Consider the following 18028-nt stretch of genomic DNA (forward strand, 5'->3'; position numbering starts at 1 on the left):
TAAAGGTAAAACAGGGTGTTACTTGTATTAACCTAGAGTGTGAATAGGTTTTATTTGTTTTTATTGTCGACCAATACTGCCAGAAGAATAACCACTGCTTTTGCAATCATCTGGTAGTAAGAAGATACGTCTAGTAGGTTTAGGGCGTTGTTTAGGAAGCCGATAATCAATGCACCAATTAAGGTACCCATGATGCGACCACGACCGCCAGCTAAGCTTGTGCCGCCAAGAACCACGGCTGCGATAGCGTCTAGCTCATAGCCCATACCTGCGGTTGGTTGAGCCGATGACAAACGAGAAGCCACGATGATGCCTGCTACCGCTGCTAACAGACCACAGATTGCGTAAACTCCAATTTTTACTTTGTCTACGTCGATACCTGATAAGCGAGTTGCTGATTCGTTACCACCAAGCGCGTAAACATAACGGCCAAAGCGTGTGTGGTTAAGTAGGTACCAAACTGATGCGAATACTACGACCATGATCCAAACTGGAACTGGGATGCCCATCGCGTAGCCAGTACCGAACCAAGCGAACGCGTCTGCAGTGTCAGTAAAGCCTGTTGAGATAGGACGACCATCTGTGTAAACCATGGTTACGCCGCGCAATAGGGTCATGGTGACAAGCGTTGCGATGAAGGCTTGAACCTTACCTTTGGCGATAATCACACCACTGATAGCACCTAATGCTGCACCTGCTACAAGAGCGGTTGGTACTGCGATCATCACAGGGATTTCCATGCCAATCATGCTGGCTGCGAATGCACCACAAAGTGCCAGTACAGAACCGACACTCAAGTCGATACCCGCGGTTAGGATAACCAACGTCATACCTACAGCGATGATTGCGTTAACCGAGGTTTGGCGCAGAATGTTCAGGATGTTGTCGACAGTAAAGAAGTTCGGGTTTAAGAAAGAAACGACAACAATCAGGAAGATCAAAGCAATCAATGACTTTTGATCAATCAGCCATTCTTTGCTGATTAACGGTTTCTTCTTTGGTGCTTCAGTTTCAGTTGTTTTGCTCATGGTTTTAGTACTCATGCTGCGTCCTCGTTGATCTTTTTACCGACCGCACACGCCAGTAATAATTCTTGGTTTGCTTCTTTAGCATCAAATTCACCGCTTACACGGCCTTCATGCATCACCATGATGCGGTCACTCATTCCTAACACTTCTGGCATTTCAGATGAGACCAAAATAATGCTCATGCCGTCGGCTTTAAATTTATTAATGAGTTGGTAAATTTCTTTCTTAGCACCGACATCGACACCACGCGTTGGCTCGTCGAGAATCAGTACTTTTGGTTTGGTCATCAAGCCTTTAGCGATAGCGACTTTCTGTTGGTTGCCACCAGAAAGGTTGCCGATGATTTGTTCGCGAGTCGGGGTTTTGATGTTGAATAACTTGATGAAGTCATCCACGGCGATCACTTCGTCTTTATGTTGGATTTGGCCGCTCTTAGTCAGTAGATCCAGTGAACAAAGAGACATGTTCTCTTTCACTGAAAGCCCAAGCACTAAGCCATCGCCTTTACGGTCTTCAGAGATATAAGCAATACCATTAGCAAGACCATCTTTCGGGCTTACGGGGTTAATGGTTTTGTTTTCTAGGTTGATAACGCCGCGCTCACTTGGAAGGGCACCGTACATCACTTTCATCAGTTCAGTACGACCAGCGCCCATCAGCCCAGATACACCAAGGATTTCGCCACGCTTTAGAGTAAAGCTCACGTCATGAACGCCAGAACCGGTTAGGCCAATCACTTCTAGGCAGGTTTCGCCAAAGCCTGAGTGGATTCTTGGGTATTGCTCATCCAGTTTGCGGCCAACCATCATCTCGATTAGGCCATCTTCGTCAGTGTCTTTTACTTCACATTGACCAATGAATTTACCGTCACGAAGAACGGTGATGTCGTCACAAATCTCAAAGATCTCTTTCAAACGGTGAGAGATGTAAACGATGCCGCAGCCTTCTTCACGCAGTTCGTTAATCACCTTAAACAGAGACTCAGTTTCAGTATCGGTTAGCGCATCAGTCGGCTCATCCATGATGATGACCTTAGATTCAAACGATAGGGCTTTCGCAATCTCTACCATTTGTTGCTCACCAAGACTTAGCTGACCTAAAGGTGTTTTTGAGCTGTGTTTTACGTTAAGGCGTTTAAGTAGCTTGTCCGCTTCTTGATACATCTCGTTCCACAAGATGCGGCCCATGGTGCCTGTGATTTCACGACCTAAGAAGATGTTCTCGGCGATGGTCAACTCAGGGATTAGGTTCAATTCTTGGTGAATGATACTAATGCCTGCTTGTTGAGAATCACGCGGCCCTTTGAATGCAGCAGGCTTGCCTTGATAGGCGATAGTACCGCCGTCCAAGTGATAAATACCTGTCAGCACTTTCATGAGGGTTGATTTACCTGCGCCGTTCTCACCCATTAACGCCATTACGCGTCCTGGGTAAACGTTGAGGCTTGCCTTATCCAGTGCTTTCACACCAGGGAAGGACTTCTCAATTGAGCTAAGTTCTAAAATGGCTTGAGTCATGTCGGTTCCTTTACTCGGGGCCAGTTGTATTTGATTGTTCTGTATATGTATTGTTTCTGGTTCAGTGATGACACTGAGCTGTCGTCGCGTTTTGCTTAAGTTAAAAGGTTACGCCAGCTTGGAAAATAACATTTGCGTAAGGCGTGCATTCGCCAGTACGAATCACAGCGCGGCTATCATGTGTACGCTGCTTAAACTCTTCATGAGTGATGTAAGTAATCGAAAGCGGTTTGCCACAACGAGCTTCTTCCGTTTTGATTTGATCAATCAGCGCTGCGTGATGTTCAGGGCTGACTTTGGCAAACTCTTCTGCAATCACAACGCCTTCGATTTGAGATTCATCAAGCATGGTCTTCACTGTTTGAGCGAAGCTCGGCACACCGTGAGTCAAAGCAAGATCAATGCGAGTTACATGATCCGGAATCGGCAAGCCTGCGTCACAAATCGTGATTTCATCTGTGTGGCCAAGAGTCGCCACTAGGTAAGAGAGTTCAGAGTTTATTAGAGTACTTTTTTTCATATCACGACCTATCGAAAAATAACGTTTGATGGGATGAGAACAACTCAAGAAAAAGCCATCGAAACGTTTCGATAGTGATAATAGTGTCTGATTTATCATTTGCACTATTCACTTTCTTAGAGTGTGATAACGATCATCGAAACGTTTCGATGGGGTGTTTTTTGGTGATCTCAATCACCGACATTGATTGCATAAATACGTACAAAACTGGCGACTGCAAGGTGTATTCATTGAACATCAGACTGATTAGAAAGAGGGGATGGTAGTGATGCGTTACTCGCACAGTGTTGTTTGAATCTGGCGGTTCGTAATCCCCAATTCTAGCTAACTAAGTGGGCTCAACGGATAACGCATAGCCAAACTTGTTGATGGTCACTATTTGGATGTTTGGTGTTCTCAACCGCGCAAAGACATTACGAAGGTTATAAACCACATTAGCCAGAGCATGAGGTGACGAGAGTTTTCCGCCCCAGCAGATATCGACGATATGTTCTCTCGAAATGGGCTTTCCAACATTCTCTAGCAGTAAGCAGAGCACAGCCAAAAGGTGAGGGCGCAACGTTATTTTGTTTCCCTGTGGGTTGGTGATAGTTCGAGCGTCGATATCAAGGATTAAGCCATTGAGGTTTATGGTGTGGGTCATTGTGTTTCTGTTCGTCTTATTTTGAATGGTGGAGATTGATCGAGTAGTTCGTTAGGTGTACTAGTGATTCAAAGCGCGCGGATTATGCGAAATAACACCACTCTTGAAAGTAAGCGTTCGTAAGTCTGCGCGAATAAAATCTAAAAATGAGACGGTTTGAAAATTGAGTGGAAGGTTTTCTTTAGAAAGGGCTTGTTTTTATTTCTTTATTATTCATATGTTTATCTGGTTATTACTGATTGTGTTGTTTGAAATGACAAAGTGATTACATTTTTATTTATTTTTTTGTTTTCTGTGAGCTTAACCTGCTTGCGAATTCGACGGGGTGTCGGATAACTCTAACAAGATTGTGCAGCAGAGGAAGGCGTAACAATCTTGATTTGCAATAAGTAAGGTCAAGCAGTAATGAACAACAAATTTATTCTAAGCATCGCGATGATGTCAGCAGTGGCAGCAAACAATGTAATGGCAGCGGACAGTGGCTTCTACCTAGGTGGCGCAATCGGTACGTCTGGTGTAGATGATGGTGGTATGTTTTCGGGAAATAACGATCCTGTGACTTTCAAAGCAGAAGACAATACTTACCGACTTATCGCAGGCTACAGGTTTAACCGTATTGTATCACTTGAACTACAGTACACGGATTTCGGTGATGTTGTTGCTAAATTCCCACGAAGCGGAGACGGCTTTACATGGACTCCTCAAATCTTTTCGGCTGCTGCAAATCTTGGCTACACATTTGATAATGGCGTGCGCCCATTTGGTACAATTGGTTTATCTTCAATCGATTTAGATATGAAGAACTCTGACGGTTCACGTCCTTCAGGCGCAGACTTTGACGATACAGGTACAGGCGTACGTTTGGGTGTTGGTGTTGAATACACACCAACAAAACACCCAGAATTTAGTTTAAGACTCGGTTACGAAGCGGATACATTTACGGTAGACACTTACGAGGGGTACAGCTGGAACCAAAGAAAAGTTGAGAAAGACGTAGTACTTGATTCGTTCTACCTTGGCGCAACATACAACTTTTAAGTTTCACACTTTGCTAAACGGTAAATCGGTTTCTAAATGGGGCGTCGGTTGGCTCAACCCGTTTGGCTAAAGTGGAAAGCCGCAGTTATTAACTGCGGCTTTTTAATGTTTATCGTTGGTGAATCTCGATTGAGAACGTCATCGAATTGCTAGGCTTCACGAATATGAGCGGTAACTGATACTATTGCATGGTCAGTACTGAATTGGTCGTGTTCAAAGCTTGGATTGATGAGGTGATGGTCTAACACTGTGTAGCAAGAGATCTCCATCAAGCTCGATGAGTTCTGACAGTCAAATTCGTTCGACATCAAGATGTAATCCAGAACAGAACCAGAGGCACCGTAATAGTGGGTTGGTTTGCGTTGTTCGAGTAAGTCTTCTTCATGCAACTGATGATAGAGATCCCAACTGTCTCTCAATCGAAAATGCGATAACCAATGTCTGCTCGCTTCATCTCGATTCAATGAATAGCTCAACAGCCCTTTGAACTCATCGTTGAATAGGGGCTTGTTAAAGTCGCCCATCAACACAACAGGTTGATCGGTTTGGTAGCGTTGATTGGTGATGTATTGATGCAGCATTTGAGCTTCTAGGCCACGTTGAACACTCGATAACCACGATCCTAGTTGTTCCTGATGAAGCTTAACCAAGGTGTCGCTTTGTGGCTTTTTATCTGCTGAGCTGTCACTGGATTCTAGCGGTTCAGTTTTGGGTTCGGTTGGACGTTGCGATTTGAAGTGCACAACATAACAGTCGGTCGAACCTAAATGGGGTAACGTAATCGTGGCGTGAACAGGCGTTCGGTTGAATGAAAACTTGCCGCCAAGGTTGAAGGCTGAAAGTAGCTCTAAATCCGGTGTCACAGGCTGCACATTTTCAATCGGGTAACGCGATGCGATACCAACGACAGGAGAGGTGTACAGGTAATCATCTTCAACATGTGCGTTATCGACCACCGCAAAGTATGGATAACCCAGTTCCTTCATTAATTGCTCTAAAGATTCAGGGCTAAAGATCTCTTGAAAGCCAATCACATCACAGTCAGACGAGCGGATTGCTTCAGCTATCCAGCCTTGCTTCTTTTTCCACTCCTCGAAGCTGTAGATGTTCTCAAAATCATAATAAGCATTCGGCGGTTCGAGGTAGTTTAAAAGATTGAACGTTGAGAACGTTATTTGGTTTGGTTTGTTCAAGGTTGAATCCTATTGAAATCACTCCTTTAAGGATATCTAAAATATGAAGATATTGTTCGGGTTTAGTCAGTTATTTTCGTTGGCTCTAGATTAGGGAGTCGCTTTCTGCTTAGATTCTCTCCGCTCGACGTCTTTAAGGCATCGCGTTTCTTTTTATCTACGATGAATCAATCGTTTTTCTATGGTTCCTACAATGAAAAAATACACCTCCCTTGCTCTTATGTTATTGAGTGCTCTCTTCTCAGCGTCATCACTGAGTCATTCCCTTGAGGCTCAATCTATTGCGCAAATCGAATCCCGTGTCTCGGCGCGCATTGGTGTCGCAGTGTATGATTCTGCGACTGAGCAAACATGGAGTTATAAGGGCGATGAACGGTTTCCTATGATGAGTACCTTTAAAACGTTGGCGTGCGCGAATCTTCTTTATGACCATGAGAATGAAGGATTAGATTTAGAGTCTAAGGTTGGGGTTGGATCTGATGAGCTTATTGCTTGGTCTCCGATTACTAAAGCGTTTGTCGGTAAAGAAATCTCACTCAGAGATGCATGTGCCGCCACCATGGAAATGAGTGACAACACGGGCGCTAATATAGTGCTAGGTAGCATTGATGGACCTGAAGGGTTAACCGAGTTTTTGCGCGCTATTGGAGATCCTAATACACGCCTTGATCATATCGAACCCGATTTGAACCATGCTCGTCCGGGCGATGAGCGTGATACCACGACACCAAACACTATGGTGAAAACGTTAAATGAATTGGTGTATGGCGAAGTGCTATCAGAAGAATCCAAAGCTCAGCTCAAGACTTGGATGATGGATAACAAAGTCTCTGATGGGATGATTCGTTCGATTCTGCCTGATGGTTGGAAGATTGCCGATAGATCAGGTGCGGGCGCTTATGGCTCACGTGCTATCACGGCTATCGTGTGGAGTGAAACTCGCGCCCCGTTGATCATCAGTATATCTCTTACGGAAACCAAGTTATCTATTGCAGAGCGTGACACGGTGATTAATGAAATTGGTGAACTTATCTTTGATGAGTACCACGTTCAATAGTTAGGACGCGTCGTATTTCTTTAGACTGAACCCGAGTAATTTGTAAATAAACCGTCAGAGATGAAGTGCTGATGGTTTTATTAGTTATTACATGATGTTAGATTTGAACCTATACTTGTTTTAGCGGTGTGCATTCAAAGCCGATTAATCAAGTTGAATATCGAATTCATAACATTTGAAGGGAGAGTCAAATGGGAACAGTTTTCCGAAGCAAAGCCTCGCAGCGCACTCAGTTTTTCAGGTTAAATTTAACTTCATGCGCAGTCATGCTGCCGCTTATTGCTCTATATCCCTCCGTTACACACGCCTCTGATACCGAATCAACTCCTGCTGCCAGCGTTATTGAGACCACTCAACTGGTTGGTTTTGGTGAAGCAAAATATCCAGTCGATTTCACTCACTTTGATTACGTTAATCCTGATGCGCCAAAACTAGGCAAAGTGACCTATGGCAGCATTGGTACCTACGATAGCTTTAATCGATTCGGTTCTCGCGGCGTTGCGGCAAGTTACACGGGTGAGATTTACGATACCTTGATGTTTTCTCCGAGCGACGAGATTGATGCGTATTATCCATTGATCGCCTCAAAGGTTCGCTACGCCAGTGATTTCACATGGATGGAAATCGATATCAATCCAAAAGCTAGATTCAATGATGGTGAGCCTATTACGGCTCATGATGTGGCATTCACCTTTAATAAGTTTTCAACTGAGGGTGTGCCTCAATACCGTGTCTATTACAAAGAAATTAAGTCAGTTACCGCTGTATCTGATTTAGTGGTTCGTATTGAGATGGAGAAGCCAAACCGCGAGAAGTTGTTTAGCTTTGCCCAAAGCACTCGCGTATTGCCAGAGCATTATTGGAAAGACAAGAAGCTGTCTGAACCTCTAAGTGAGCCGCCAGTAGGCAGTGGCCCTTATAAGATCATCAGCTATAAATCGGGTCAAAGTGTGACTTATGGTTTAGATGAAAATTATTGGGCAGCCGACCTGCCTGTAAACGTCGGTCGTAATAACTTCAAGGAAGTGCAATACGATTACTACCGTGACGACACAGTAATGCTGGAAGCCTTCAAAGCTGGGGAGTTCGATCTTCGAACGGAAAACTCGGCTAAGTTCTGGGCTAACTCTTACACAGGCGCGAACTTCGACAAAGGCTACATCATCAAAGAAGAGATCAACCATGAGAAGCCAGAAACGACTCAAGGTTTTGTCTTTAACATTCAATCTCCTGTGTTTTCAGATCCAAAGGTTCGTGAAGCATTAACCTACGCGATGGACTTTGAGTGGATGAACAAGAACATGTTCTACGGTCAGTACAAGCGTACTCGTAGTTACTTCCAAAACACCGACTATGAAGCGAAAGGTTTACCAAGCGAAGCTGAAGTTGAGTTGCTGTCTCAGTACAAAGACCAAATTCCACCACGAGTCTTTACTGAAGAGTTCCAACCACCAGTCACCGATGGCAGTGGCCGTATTCGTAGCCAAATGCGTACAGCTTTCAAACTATTGAAGGAAGCGGGTTGGGTTCTGAAAGACAAAGTGATGACCAACGAAAAGACCGGCAAGCCGCTGTCATTTGAGTTGTTGATTTACAGCCCAACCACGGAGCGTATTGCAACGCCTGTTCAGAAGAACTTGAAGCGCATGGGGATCGAGATGAAGATCCGTACCATAGATACGACTCAGTACATCAAGCGTCTTCGTGACCGAGATTTCGACATGGTGTCTTCGTCATTTTCAGCAAACCCTTATCCTAGCCCGAACTTAATGATTGTTTGGAACTCTAACTACATTGATTCTACTTACAATACTGCAGGTGTGATGGATCCAGTGGTTGACGCGTTAACAGAACAAATCGCGAGTAACCAACAGAATCCAGAAAAGCTTCTGACTTTAGGTCGTTCACTAGACCGAGTATTGCAATGGAATTTCTACAACATCCCTCAATGGCACGTTGGTGAATATCGCGTTGCAATGTGGGACAAGTTTGAGCGTCCAGATGTATTACCTAAATATGACTTAGGTATCGATACATGGTGGATTTCAGAAGAGAAGGCGGCATTGCTTCCTGAAAAACGTCGCTAGGAGTTAGTTAGCATGGCCGCGTATATATTTCGGCGTTTACTGTTGGTGATCCCCACGTTGTGGGCGATCATCACCATCAACTTTTTCATCATTCAGATCGCCCCTGGTGGCCCGGTAGAACAAGCCGTTGCCCAATTAGAAGGGCACAACTCTGGCATCATGGAGCGCTTTTCTGGTGGTGGACAAGAAGTTGATTTAAGCGAAAGTGACCAAGCGTCTGCCAGTGGCTATAAAGGCTCACGCGGGCTTGACCCTGAAGTGGTTGAAGAGATCAAAAAGCAGTTTGGTTTTGATAAGCCGATTCACGTTCGCTACTTCGATATGTTGAAAAACTACGCGACCTTTAACTTTGGTGAAAGCCTGTTTAAGGGCGGTAACGTGATTGATTTAATCATTGAGCGTTTACCTGTCTCCATCTCCTTGGGGTTGTGGAGTACGCTAATAATCTATGTGATTTCGATACCCTTAGGCATTATGAAGGCGATACATCACGGCTCTCGCTTTGATATTTGGTCTAGCGCGGTAGTGATTGTCGGTTACGCGGTCCCTGGCTTCCTGTTTGCGATCATCCTGATTATTTTGTTCGCGAGTGGCAACTACTTCAGTTGGTTCCCATTGCGTGGGTTAGTGTCGAGTAACTTTGATCAGCTCAATTGGTATCAGCAAATTGGCGACTACTTCTGGCACTTGGCATTGCCTATTTTTGCGATGGTCATTGGCGGCTTTGCCACATTGAGCATGCTGACCAAAAACTCTTTCCTTGATGAAATCAATAAGCAATATGTGGTGACTGCGAGAGCGAAAGGCTTAGACGAGAGCAGTATTCTTTACAAGCACGTTTTCCGTAACGCCATGCTGATCATTATTGCGGGTTTCCCAAGCGCATTTATTAGTATTTTCTTCACGGGTTCTATGTTGATTGAAGTGATGTTTTCACTTGAAGGCATCGGTCTGCTTGGCTTTGAATCGACCATTCAACGCGACTATCCCGTGGTGTTCAGCTCTCTCTATATCATGACCTTGCTTGGCTTGGTGCTGAGCATTATCTCCGACCTGACTTATACCTGGGTTGATCCTCGAATTGATTTTGAAGCGCGTTAATGGCGAACGAATAACAAGGTATTGATAATAAATGTTTAACAACCCTTTAGCTGAAGCTCGTTGGTTACGTTTTAAAGCAAACAAGCGTGGTTTTATCTCCCTATGGATATTTACCATCTTGTTTGGCTTGAGCCTGTTCGCTGAAATCATTGCCAACGATAAGCCACTTTTGGTTTCTTATGATAATCAGTGGTTTGTGCCTGTTATCAATGAATACGCCGAGACAGAGTTTGGTGGCGAGTTTGAAACCGAAGCCGATTACAAAGATCCGTATGTTATTGAGCTCATCGAAGACAGCGGTTACATCGTGTGGCCAATCATTCCGTTTAGCTACGACACGATAAACTTCGATATTTCAGGTGCGGTGCCATCTGAACCCGATTCGGTGAACTGGCTAGGAACCGATGATAAAGGACGAGATGTATTAGCTCGTATCATTTATGGTTTCCGTATTTCGGTTCTGTTTGGTTTTATTCTGACGATTGTATCGAGCGTGATCGGTGTCGTCGTTGGCGCAACCCAAGGCTATTACGGTGGTTGGGTTGATCTATTCGGACAGCGCTTCATTGAAGTCTGGTCTGGTATGCCGACCCTGTTCTTGTTGATTATTTTGTCGAGTTTTATTGAGCCAAATTTCTGGTGGTTGCTGGGGATTATGGTGCTGTTCAGTTGGATGAGTTTAGTCGGTATTGTACGAGCGGAATTTTTACGCTGTCGAAACTTTGATTATGTGCGAGCCGCGCAGGCCATGGGCGTTGATGACAAACGCATTATGCTTCGCCACATGTTACCCAATGCGATGGTTGCATCATTAACTATGATGCCGTTTATCCTTTCTGGCTCAGTGACCACATTGACCTCATTAGACTTCTTGGGCTTTGGTCTTCCTGCGGGCTCGCCTTCGCTAGGTGAGCTTTTGGCGCAAGGTAAAGCGAACTTACAAGCACCTTGGCTTGGTATCTCTGCTTTCGTCGTGCTTTCACTGATGCTTACGTTACTTGTCTTCGTTGGTGAAGCAGTGCGTGATGCCTTCGACCCACATCAACAGAAGTAAGGATAGGTTATGACTTCAAATACAACGCCTGCTTCTCCTGTTTTGACCATAGATAAACTGTCTGTCGGTTTCGGGCGAAAAAACTCGATAGAACAAGTGACACAAGATGTCTCTTTAGAGATATACAAAGGTGAAACGCTCGCGCTAGTGGGTGAGAGTGGTTCCGGTAAATCGGTCACGGCAAATTCGATTTTAAAGCTTTTACCCAAAGGCTCGTCTCATTACTTAAACGGTAAGATCAATTTCTCTGGCACCGATATTCTCAGTTGTTCTGAAAGGCAACTGCGTGGGATTCGTGGTGGCCGTATCGGTATGATCTTCCAAGAGCCTATGGTTTCGCTAAATCCGCTTCATCGAATCGGCAAACAGCTTGTTGAAACCCTCGCGATTCACCGAGGTATGCGAACCAACAAAGCACAAGCCTTGGCGATAGAGTGGCTTTCTAAGGTTGGGATCCGATACCCCGAGCAAAAGATTTCAGCGTACCCACATGAGCTATCTGGTGGGGAACGTCAGCGCGTGATGATTGCGATGGCGCTTATTAATGAACCAGAGTTGCTTATTGCTGATGAGCCGACAACTGCATTAGATGTGTCGGTACAAGCGCAGATCCTCGACCTGTTAAAAGATCTACAGCAAGAGCTCGGTATGGCGATGCTCTTTATCACTCATGACTTGAGTATCGTTCGTAAAATTGCCGACAGAGTCGCGGTAATGAAAGACGGCCGTCTTGTTGAAAGCAACGACTGCAAAACGCTGTTTAGCGCGCCTGCTCACCCTTACACTCAGAAACTCATTAATTCCGATCCAAAAGGTTTGCCTGTTCCCGTATCACCAGAAAGCAAACCTCTGCTTGATGTGAACCAGCTGCGTGTTTGGTTCCCGATTACGGGCGGTTTGTTCAAGCGTACTATTTCGCATGTTAAAGCCGTCACGGATATGGAGTTTACCTTGAAGAAAGGGCATTCCATCGGCTTAGTCGGTGAGAGTGGCTCGGGTAAATCAACAACCGGTATGGCGATTTTAAAGCTTGTGGAGAGTGAAGGTTCAATTACTTATTCGAGCGAACAGCTTCAAGGCTTAAACCGTCAACAGATGTTGCCGTTTCGAAGCCGTATGCAAGTTGTCTTTCAAGACCCGTTCTCTGCGTTAAACCCAAGAATGTCGGTCGCGCAAGTGATTGGTGAAGGTTTGTTAGTGCATCAACAATTGGACGATACTGAACTAGACCAACGCATCTGTGACGTTATGAAAGAGGTCGATCTTGACCCTGAAACTCGCCACCGTTACCCCAACGAATTTTCTGGTGGACAAAGGCAGCGTATCGCGATTGCGCGAGCTCTGATTCTGAAGCCAGAGTTTATCTTGTTAGATGAACCGACGTCGTCACTCGACAGAACGGTTCAAGCTCAAGTGTTGGATTTGCTGAAGTCACTTCAAGAAAAGTATGGCCTGACCTATTTGTTTATTAGCCATGATTTGAATGTCGTGAAATCCCTCTGTCATTACACCATCGTGATGAAAGCGGGTGAGGTGATAGAGAAGGGCGACACTGAGACTTTGTTTGGTAATCCGCAACATGAATATACCAAGCAGTTGGTGAATCTCTCGAACGTTGGTGGTGTGTAGCCAAATACATTATTCATAGATTAACTCCTCTTTCATTAGACCAATAAATCGCTTCTGTTTAACAATGGCGATTTTTTTGTATTTGATTTCGATTTGTCACCATATCAATGCAGCTTACAAACATGTTTGAATTGTCTAAGCAGTTCACTTTCTAAGTTACAAACAAAGATTACCCACACCTTCTAATTCAAAATTCCTTTCTGGTGTCCAATTTAAGCTTTTGATTATTAATATTAAAATTTATTAAGTAAATTAATCCAAACTAAATGCAATTGTAAGTTAATGTAGGTAAATGTAACCATTTGACTACTTTGTTTTATTGATTAAATTGATGAAATATTGCTTTAAATGGAATTTGGCTAGTTAGGATGATTGCATATTTACTGAAACGTTTTGCTTTAGTTGTACCTACGTTTCTTGGTATTACGATTTTGATATTCGCGATTACGCGTTTTGTTCCAGGTGGCCCTGTCGAGAGGATGCTCGCTAACATGCAGCCTCAAGGGGATGGTGGTGCGTCTAGTCTCGTTGGCCAAAACTCAGCTTTGTCTGAAGACCAACTCGCCGATCTTAATAAATTTTATGGATTGGATAAGCCGGTAACGGAAGCGTATCTCGAATGGCTAGTTCGACTTGTTCATTTTGATCTAGGCGAGTCGACACGCTACTACGAACCGGTCAGTGACATGATTTTTGAGCGCCTGCCAGTCTCTGCTATGTATGGTGGTGTGACCTTTTTCATTAGTTATTTTGTCTCTATTCCTCTTGGTTATTTTAAGGCGATGAAGCACGGCAGCGTCTTTGATTCTGTTTCATCAATCATGATTTTTGTCGGCTATGCCTTACCAGGATATGTGGTCGGCGTGCTTCTTATTACGTTTTTCAGTTATCACCTAGAGTGGTTCCCAATGGGGGGCTTTGTGGATGATGACTTCGACGACTTCAATACTTTCTCAGAGCAAATTACTGATATTTTGTGGCATGCGGTCTTACCTTTGCTTTGTTATCTGATAGGTGACTTTGCGACGTTAACCATGACCATGAAGAATAATTTGATGGAAAACTTATCGTCAGATTACATTCGCACTGCTATCGCTAAAGGTTTGCCTTTTAGAGAGGCGATTCGTAAACACGCACTACGCAATAGTTTAATCCCAATCGCTAGCCACTTTGGCAACTCTCTTCTTTTCTTCATGACGGGCTCTTTCTTAATTGAAGTCATTTTCGATATTAATGGCATAGGCCTGCTTGGTTATGAATCAATTGTAGAAAGAGATTACCCAGTGGTTATGGGTATTGTCGCAATCAACGCCTGCATATTGCTACTTGGCAATATCTTGTCTGATGTCTGCGTTGCATTGGTCGATCCTAGAGTGAAGTTTGGAGCTTGATGATGATTAAATTAAATCCGTTGACGCTAAAGCAGATCAAGCGATTCAAACAAATAAAGCGTGGATACTGGTCGCTGATCATTCTATCTGTAATGTTATTACTGTCTCTTTTTGCTGAAGCGTTGATCAACAGTAAGGCTTTAGTGGTGCGTTATCAGGGGGAATATTACTTTCCAATTGTATCTGATGTTTACTCCGGCAAGACATTTGGTTTGGAGTCTTCGGGAGAGGCAAACTATCGAATACTTCAATTAGCGCTTAAAGATAAAAACAATGGTGACTTTGCGATTTTACCTTTGGTGCCTTGGAATCCGTATGAACAAGACTTCTCGGGTGAATATCCGCCACATGCTCCAAGTGCTTACTCAAAGCACTATTTGGGCACTGACGTAATCGGGAGGGATATTTTAGCTCGATTGGTTTACGGGTTTAGAACAGCAATGGGGTTTGCTCTGATAACTATGGTCATCGCATACAGCATTGGTGTAACGGTGGGGTGTGCGATGGGTTTCTTTGGTGGCAAATTTGATCTGATTGTTCAAAGAGCCATTGAGACTTGGTCAATGGTGCCGTTCCTCTACGTGATCATGATTTTGGTCTCGATAGCACAACCCACATTCATGCTGTTTGTATTGATCAATGTGACTTTTGGATGGATGGGCATTACTTGGTACATGCGAACGATGACCTACAGAGAATCTGCTCGAGAGTATGTGTTAGCTGCAAAGGCGCTAGGAGCATCAACAGCAAGAATCCTCTTCAATCATATTTTACCCAACACTATGGTGATGATCGTCACTCTGGCGCCTTTCACTATTGCAGCCAATATCACTGCATTAACTGCACTGGACTACTTAGGTTTAGGTCTTATTCCACCGACCCCAAGCTGGGGAGAGCTTCTTCAACAAGGCAAGTCGAATCTAGATTCGCCATGGATTGTTGGCTCTGTTGTGACGGCAATAGTCGGTGTGTTGGTCATGGTTACATTCATCGGTGAAGCGATAAGAACGGCTTTTGATCCCAAAAAATACACAGTTTATAGATAGGCACTAGGAAGTGATGATGTACAGATACGGACTATTCGCTTTGTTGTTGAGTTTCTTCGCTCAAGCACAACAAACACCAAATAACTTGGAATGGCAAAGTAATTGGGATGATCCCGTTTTTGCTTCTGAAGAGGCTAAGCGTGGCGGTACTTTACGTAGCTTTATGCCTAGTTTCCCACAAACATTACGTTCAGTGGGCCCCGACGCGAATTCAGGTATTCGTTTCTATTTAATGGATGGCACGCCTAAATTGGCACAACGACATCCAAATACCGACAATTGGATTCCACAACTGGCGAATGAATGGGCATTTGGGAACGATCACCAGACGGTTTATTTCAAACTGAATCCTGACGCGAAATGGTCTGACGGGGAAGCGGTAACGGCTGACGACTATCTATTTATGCTTACGTATTACCGTTCCAAAGACATTATTGATCCTTGGTATAGCGACTTTTTCCGCAATAGCATCACGACCGTTGAAAAATTCGATGACTATACGATAAGTATTACGATGGCCGAGCCTAAAAGTAATGATGAACTTATGGCTCTTATCAATATGCCGAGTCACGGAGTCCAGCCTCGTCCCAAGCATCATTTTGTTGATATTAATGATGGGAATAAGGATGGCATGGATGATAATTTTGTTCGCAAATACAACTTCAAGCCAGAACCAACAACATCGCCTTATTTTATATCAAAAGTAAATAAAGGCCGCAGCATTACGTTTTCACATGTTGGTGATAGCTGGTGGGGTTACGGAAATAAATATTATAAAAACCGATTTAACGTGGAAAAACTTCGCATCAAGGTAATTCGTGATAGTGATATTGCACGCAAGCATTTTGAAAAAGGAAAGTTAGACACGTTTGCAATGGTACAGCCTCAACTGTGGCATGAGAAAACTAACTCAGAACCTTTTAGTCATGGCTTTATACAGAAATTCTGGGGCTTTAATCAAAGGCCACAAGGCGCTGGCGGTTTATGGATCAATACATCCATGCCACTGCTGAACGACATTAATGTTCGGAAAGGCATCACGTACGCGACTGATTTCGACGGCATGATCAAAAACGTGTTACGAGGCGATTACTCTAGAAAACCTCATGCTATGGGGTTTGGGCATGGAAAATACGATTTAGAAGGCGTAGAGCCGCCACCGTTTAGGCCTGAACTTGCGATTGGTTATTTTGAATCTGCAGGCTTCGATAGTATCGGTTCTGATGGTATCCGAATGAATGCTAATGGGCTTCGTTTGAGTTTCAAGATTACGTATGGCTACAACATTTGGACACCAAGAATTGCCTATCTAAAAGAGCAAGCGAAGTTAGCTGGTTTAGAGCTAGACTTAAACCTTGTCGATGGTTCTGCTGCATTCAAATTTATTCTCGAGAAAAAGCACCAGCTTGCTTTTCTTAATATGGGCGGAGGGGAGATACCAGCTTACAAAGAGTATTTTCACTCGACAAATGCCAACCGTCCTCAAACTAATAACCATACAAATTTCAGTTCACCAGAGCTAGATCAAAAAATTGAGGCGTTTATTTCTGAGTTTGATATGGAAAGAAAACAGCAGCTATCTCAGAACATCCAAAGAAAAATAAAGGATGCGTATGTGATTGTGCCTGGCTATATGGTGCCTTATACGCGAGATGCCTACTGGCGTTGGATTAAGTTCCCAAAGAACCCAATGACGAAGAAGACTGGCGCTATGTTTAATATTTTAGATACCAGTAATTTCTGGGTTGATACAGACCTAAAAGAAGAAACTCAGTTGGCTTCTAAAGAAGGTAAGGCATATCCACCCATCACCATCATTGATGACAGATATAAGCTCTAAGGATGACCGTGGAATGAACCAAAATATTATATTAAAAGTTCGTGACTTAGAAGCAGAGTTCAATACTGATGAGGGCATTGTCAAGATACTGAAAGGTGTGTCCTTTGACGTGAAATCAGGCAAAACACTCGGTTTGGTTGGAGAGTCGGGCAGTGGGAAGAGCGTAACTTCCATGTCTATTATGGGACTACTTCCTAAGCCTTATGGAAAGGTCACGGCTGGAAAAATAATTTATCGTGATACAGACCTTACAGAGGTACCTGAACATGAGATGCATAAGATGCGTGGGAACCGTATCTCAATCATTTTCCAAGACCCTATGACTGCCTTGAACCCTGTTCAGACAATTGGCAAGCAGATTGTCGAGGTTCTGGATTTGCACCATAGCCAGATGTCTAAGTCTGAAAAGATAGAGTACGCAATTGGTTTGCTTGAGAAAGTTGAAATTCCAATGCCGAAACTACGTTTTAAAGAATATCCTCATAGCCTGTCAGGGGGTATGCGACAAAGGGTAATGATTGCGATAGCTCTTGCATGTAAGCCTGACATCTTGATATGCGATGAGCCGACGACTGCATTAGATGTAACGGTTCAAGCATCAATTTTGGAACTGATAAGAGAGCTTCAAGAAGAGACCGGGATGGCAGTGATCTTTATCACTCATGATCTAGGTGTTGTTGCGGAAATTTGCGATGAAGTCGCTGTGATGTATGACGGACGTATTGTTGAGCATGCAGAAATTTTCGAACTTTTCGATCACCCACAACATCCGTATACAAAAAGACTCTTGAGCTTAATTCCAGATCTCAATGTCGAGCCGAAACAAACCATTCAAATCAACCCAATTGATTTGAATGAATTCCCAGAATACATGGGGAGTTGAT

The 18028-nt window shown here is 43.9% G+C and carries 15 protein-coding genes; 10 read left to right on the top strand and 5 right to left on the bottom strand.

Translation table 11 applies throughout. The features are described 5' to 3' along the window. Nucleotides 1-50: 50 nt before the first annotated feature. The 4 genes from rbsC to FLM53_RS18960 all read right to left on the bottom strand — a co-directional run bounded on the left by rbsC (nucleotide 51) and on the right by FLM53_RS18960 (nucleotide 3708). Nucleotides 51-1043, bottom strand: a complete 993-nt coding sequence (gene rbsC, locus FLM53_RS18945; RefSeq protein WP_176679847.1) for a ribose ABC transporter permease — start codon at nucleotides 1041-1043, stop codon at nucleotides 51-53. Continuing rightward, nucleotides 1040-2545 (bottom strand): ribose ABC transporter ATP-binding protein RbsA, encoded by a 1506-nt coding sequence (rbsA, locus tag FLM53_RS18950; RefSeq protein WP_176679846.1) that lies wholly within the window; start codon nucleotides 2543-2545, stop codon nucleotides 1040-1042. Before rbsA ends, rbsC begins: the two co-directional genes overlap by 4 nt. Before the next feature lie 100 nt (nucleotides 2546-2645). Beyond that, entirely contained in the window at nucleotides 2646-3065 is a 420-nt protein-coding gene (gene rbsD, locus FLM53_RS18955) for a D-ribose pyranase (protein WP_048663521.1), read from the bottom strand. Between the two features lie 328 nt (nucleotides 3066-3393). Continuing rightward, nucleotides 3394-3708, bottom strand: coding sequence for a winged helix-turn-helix domain-containing protein (locus FLM53_RS18960; protein WP_176679845.1), 315 nt, complete (start codon nucleotides 3706-3708; stop codon nucleotides 3394-3396). Between the two features lie 405 nt (nucleotides 3709-4113). Between FLM53_RS18960 and FLM53_RS18965 the strand changes: the two genes are divergently transcribed. Next, nucleotides 4114-4746 (top strand): porin family protein, encoded by a 633-nt coding sequence (locus tag FLM53_RS18965; protein ID WP_176679844.1) that lies wholly within the window; start codon nucleotides 4114-4116, stop codon nucleotides 4744-4746. 149 nt (nucleotides 4747-4895) lie between these two features. Here FLM53_RS18965 and FLM53_RS18970 read toward each other — a convergent pair whose 3' ends face one another. Further along, nucleotides 4896-5939, bottom strand: coding sequence for an endonuclease/exonuclease/phosphatase family protein (locus tag FLM53_RS18970; RefSeq protein WP_176679843.1), 1044 nt, complete (start codon nucleotides 5937-5939; stop codon nucleotides 4896-4898). Nucleotides 5940-6132: 193 nt separating this feature from the next. On the opposite strand from FLM53_RS18970, the gene bla reads away from it, so the two are divergent. The 9 genes from bla (at nucleotide 6133) to FLM53_RS19015 (ending at nucleotide 18027) form a co-directional block, all read left to right on the top strand. Then, a complete protein-coding gene (gene bla / locus FLM53_RS18975; protein WP_176679842.1) occupies nucleotides 6133-6996 on the top strand; it encodes a class A beta-lactamase in 864 nt (287 codons plus the stop codon). 191 nt (nucleotides 6997-7187) lie between these two features. Continuing rightward, complete coding sequence (locus tag FLM53_RS18980) at nucleotides 7188-9083, top strand: extracellular solute-binding protein (RefSeq protein ID WP_176679841.1); 1896 nt, start codon at nucleotides 7188-7190, stop codon at nucleotides 9081-9083. A 12-nt stretch (nucleotides 9084-9095) separates the two neighbouring features. Beyond that, on the top strand, nucleotides 9096-10184 hold the full coding sequence (locus tag FLM53_RS18985; RefSeq protein ID WP_004730359.1) for a microcin C ABC transporter permease YejB: 1089 nt from the start codon (nucleotides 9096-9098) through the stop codon (nucleotides 10182-10184). 31 nt (nucleotides 10185-10215) lie between these two features. Beyond that, nucleotides 10216-11238 (top strand): ABC transporter permease, encoded by a 1023-nt coding sequence (locus FLM53_RS18990; RefSeq protein ID WP_048608646.1) that lies wholly within the window; start codon nucleotides 10216-10218, stop codon nucleotides 11236-11238. Nucleotides 11239-11247: 9 nt separating this feature from the next. Continuing rightward, a complete protein-coding gene (gene yejF / locus FLM53_RS18995) occupies nucleotides 11248-12867 on the top strand; it encodes a microcin C ABC transporter ATP-binding protein YejF (RefSeq protein ID WP_176679840.1) in 1620 nt (539 codons plus the stop codon). Between the two features lie 368 nt (nucleotides 12868-13235). Continuing rightward, the gene (locus tag FLM53_RS19000; RefSeq protein WP_055319460.1) at nucleotides 13236-14258 is read left to right on the top strand and encodes an ABC transporter permease subunit; all 1023 of its coding nucleotides are present in this window, start codon (nucleotides 13236-13238) and stop codon (nucleotides 14256-14258) included. A 2-nt stretch (nucleotides 14259-14260) separates the two neighbouring features. Beyond that, the gene (locus tag FLM53_RS19005; protein WP_055319461.1) at nucleotides 14261-15304 is read left to right on the top strand and encodes an ABC transporter permease; all 1044 of its coding nucleotides are present in this window, start codon (nucleotides 14261-14263) and stop codon (nucleotides 15302-15304) included. A 16-nt stretch (nucleotides 15305-15320) separates the two neighbouring features. Continuing rightward, the gene (locus tag FLM53_RS19010; RefSeq protein ID WP_176680079.1) at nucleotides 15321-17144 is read left to right on the top strand and encodes an extracellular solute-binding protein; all 1824 of its coding nucleotides are present in this window, start codon (nucleotides 15321-15323) and stop codon (nucleotides 17142-17144) included. Between the two features lie 13 nt (nucleotides 17145-17157). Then, complete coding sequence (locus FLM53_RS19015; protein ID WP_176679839.1) at nucleotides 17158-18027, top strand: ABC transporter ATP-binding protein; 870 nt, start codon at nucleotides 17158-17160, stop codon at nucleotides 18025-18027. Nucleotide 18028: the final 1 nt, after the last annotated feature.

Source organism: Vibrio sp. Scap24, assembly GCF_013394185.1.
GTDB classification, from domain to species: Bacteria; Pseudomonadota; Gammaproteobacteria; order Enterobacterales; family Vibrionaceae; genus Vibrio; species Vibrio pomeroyi.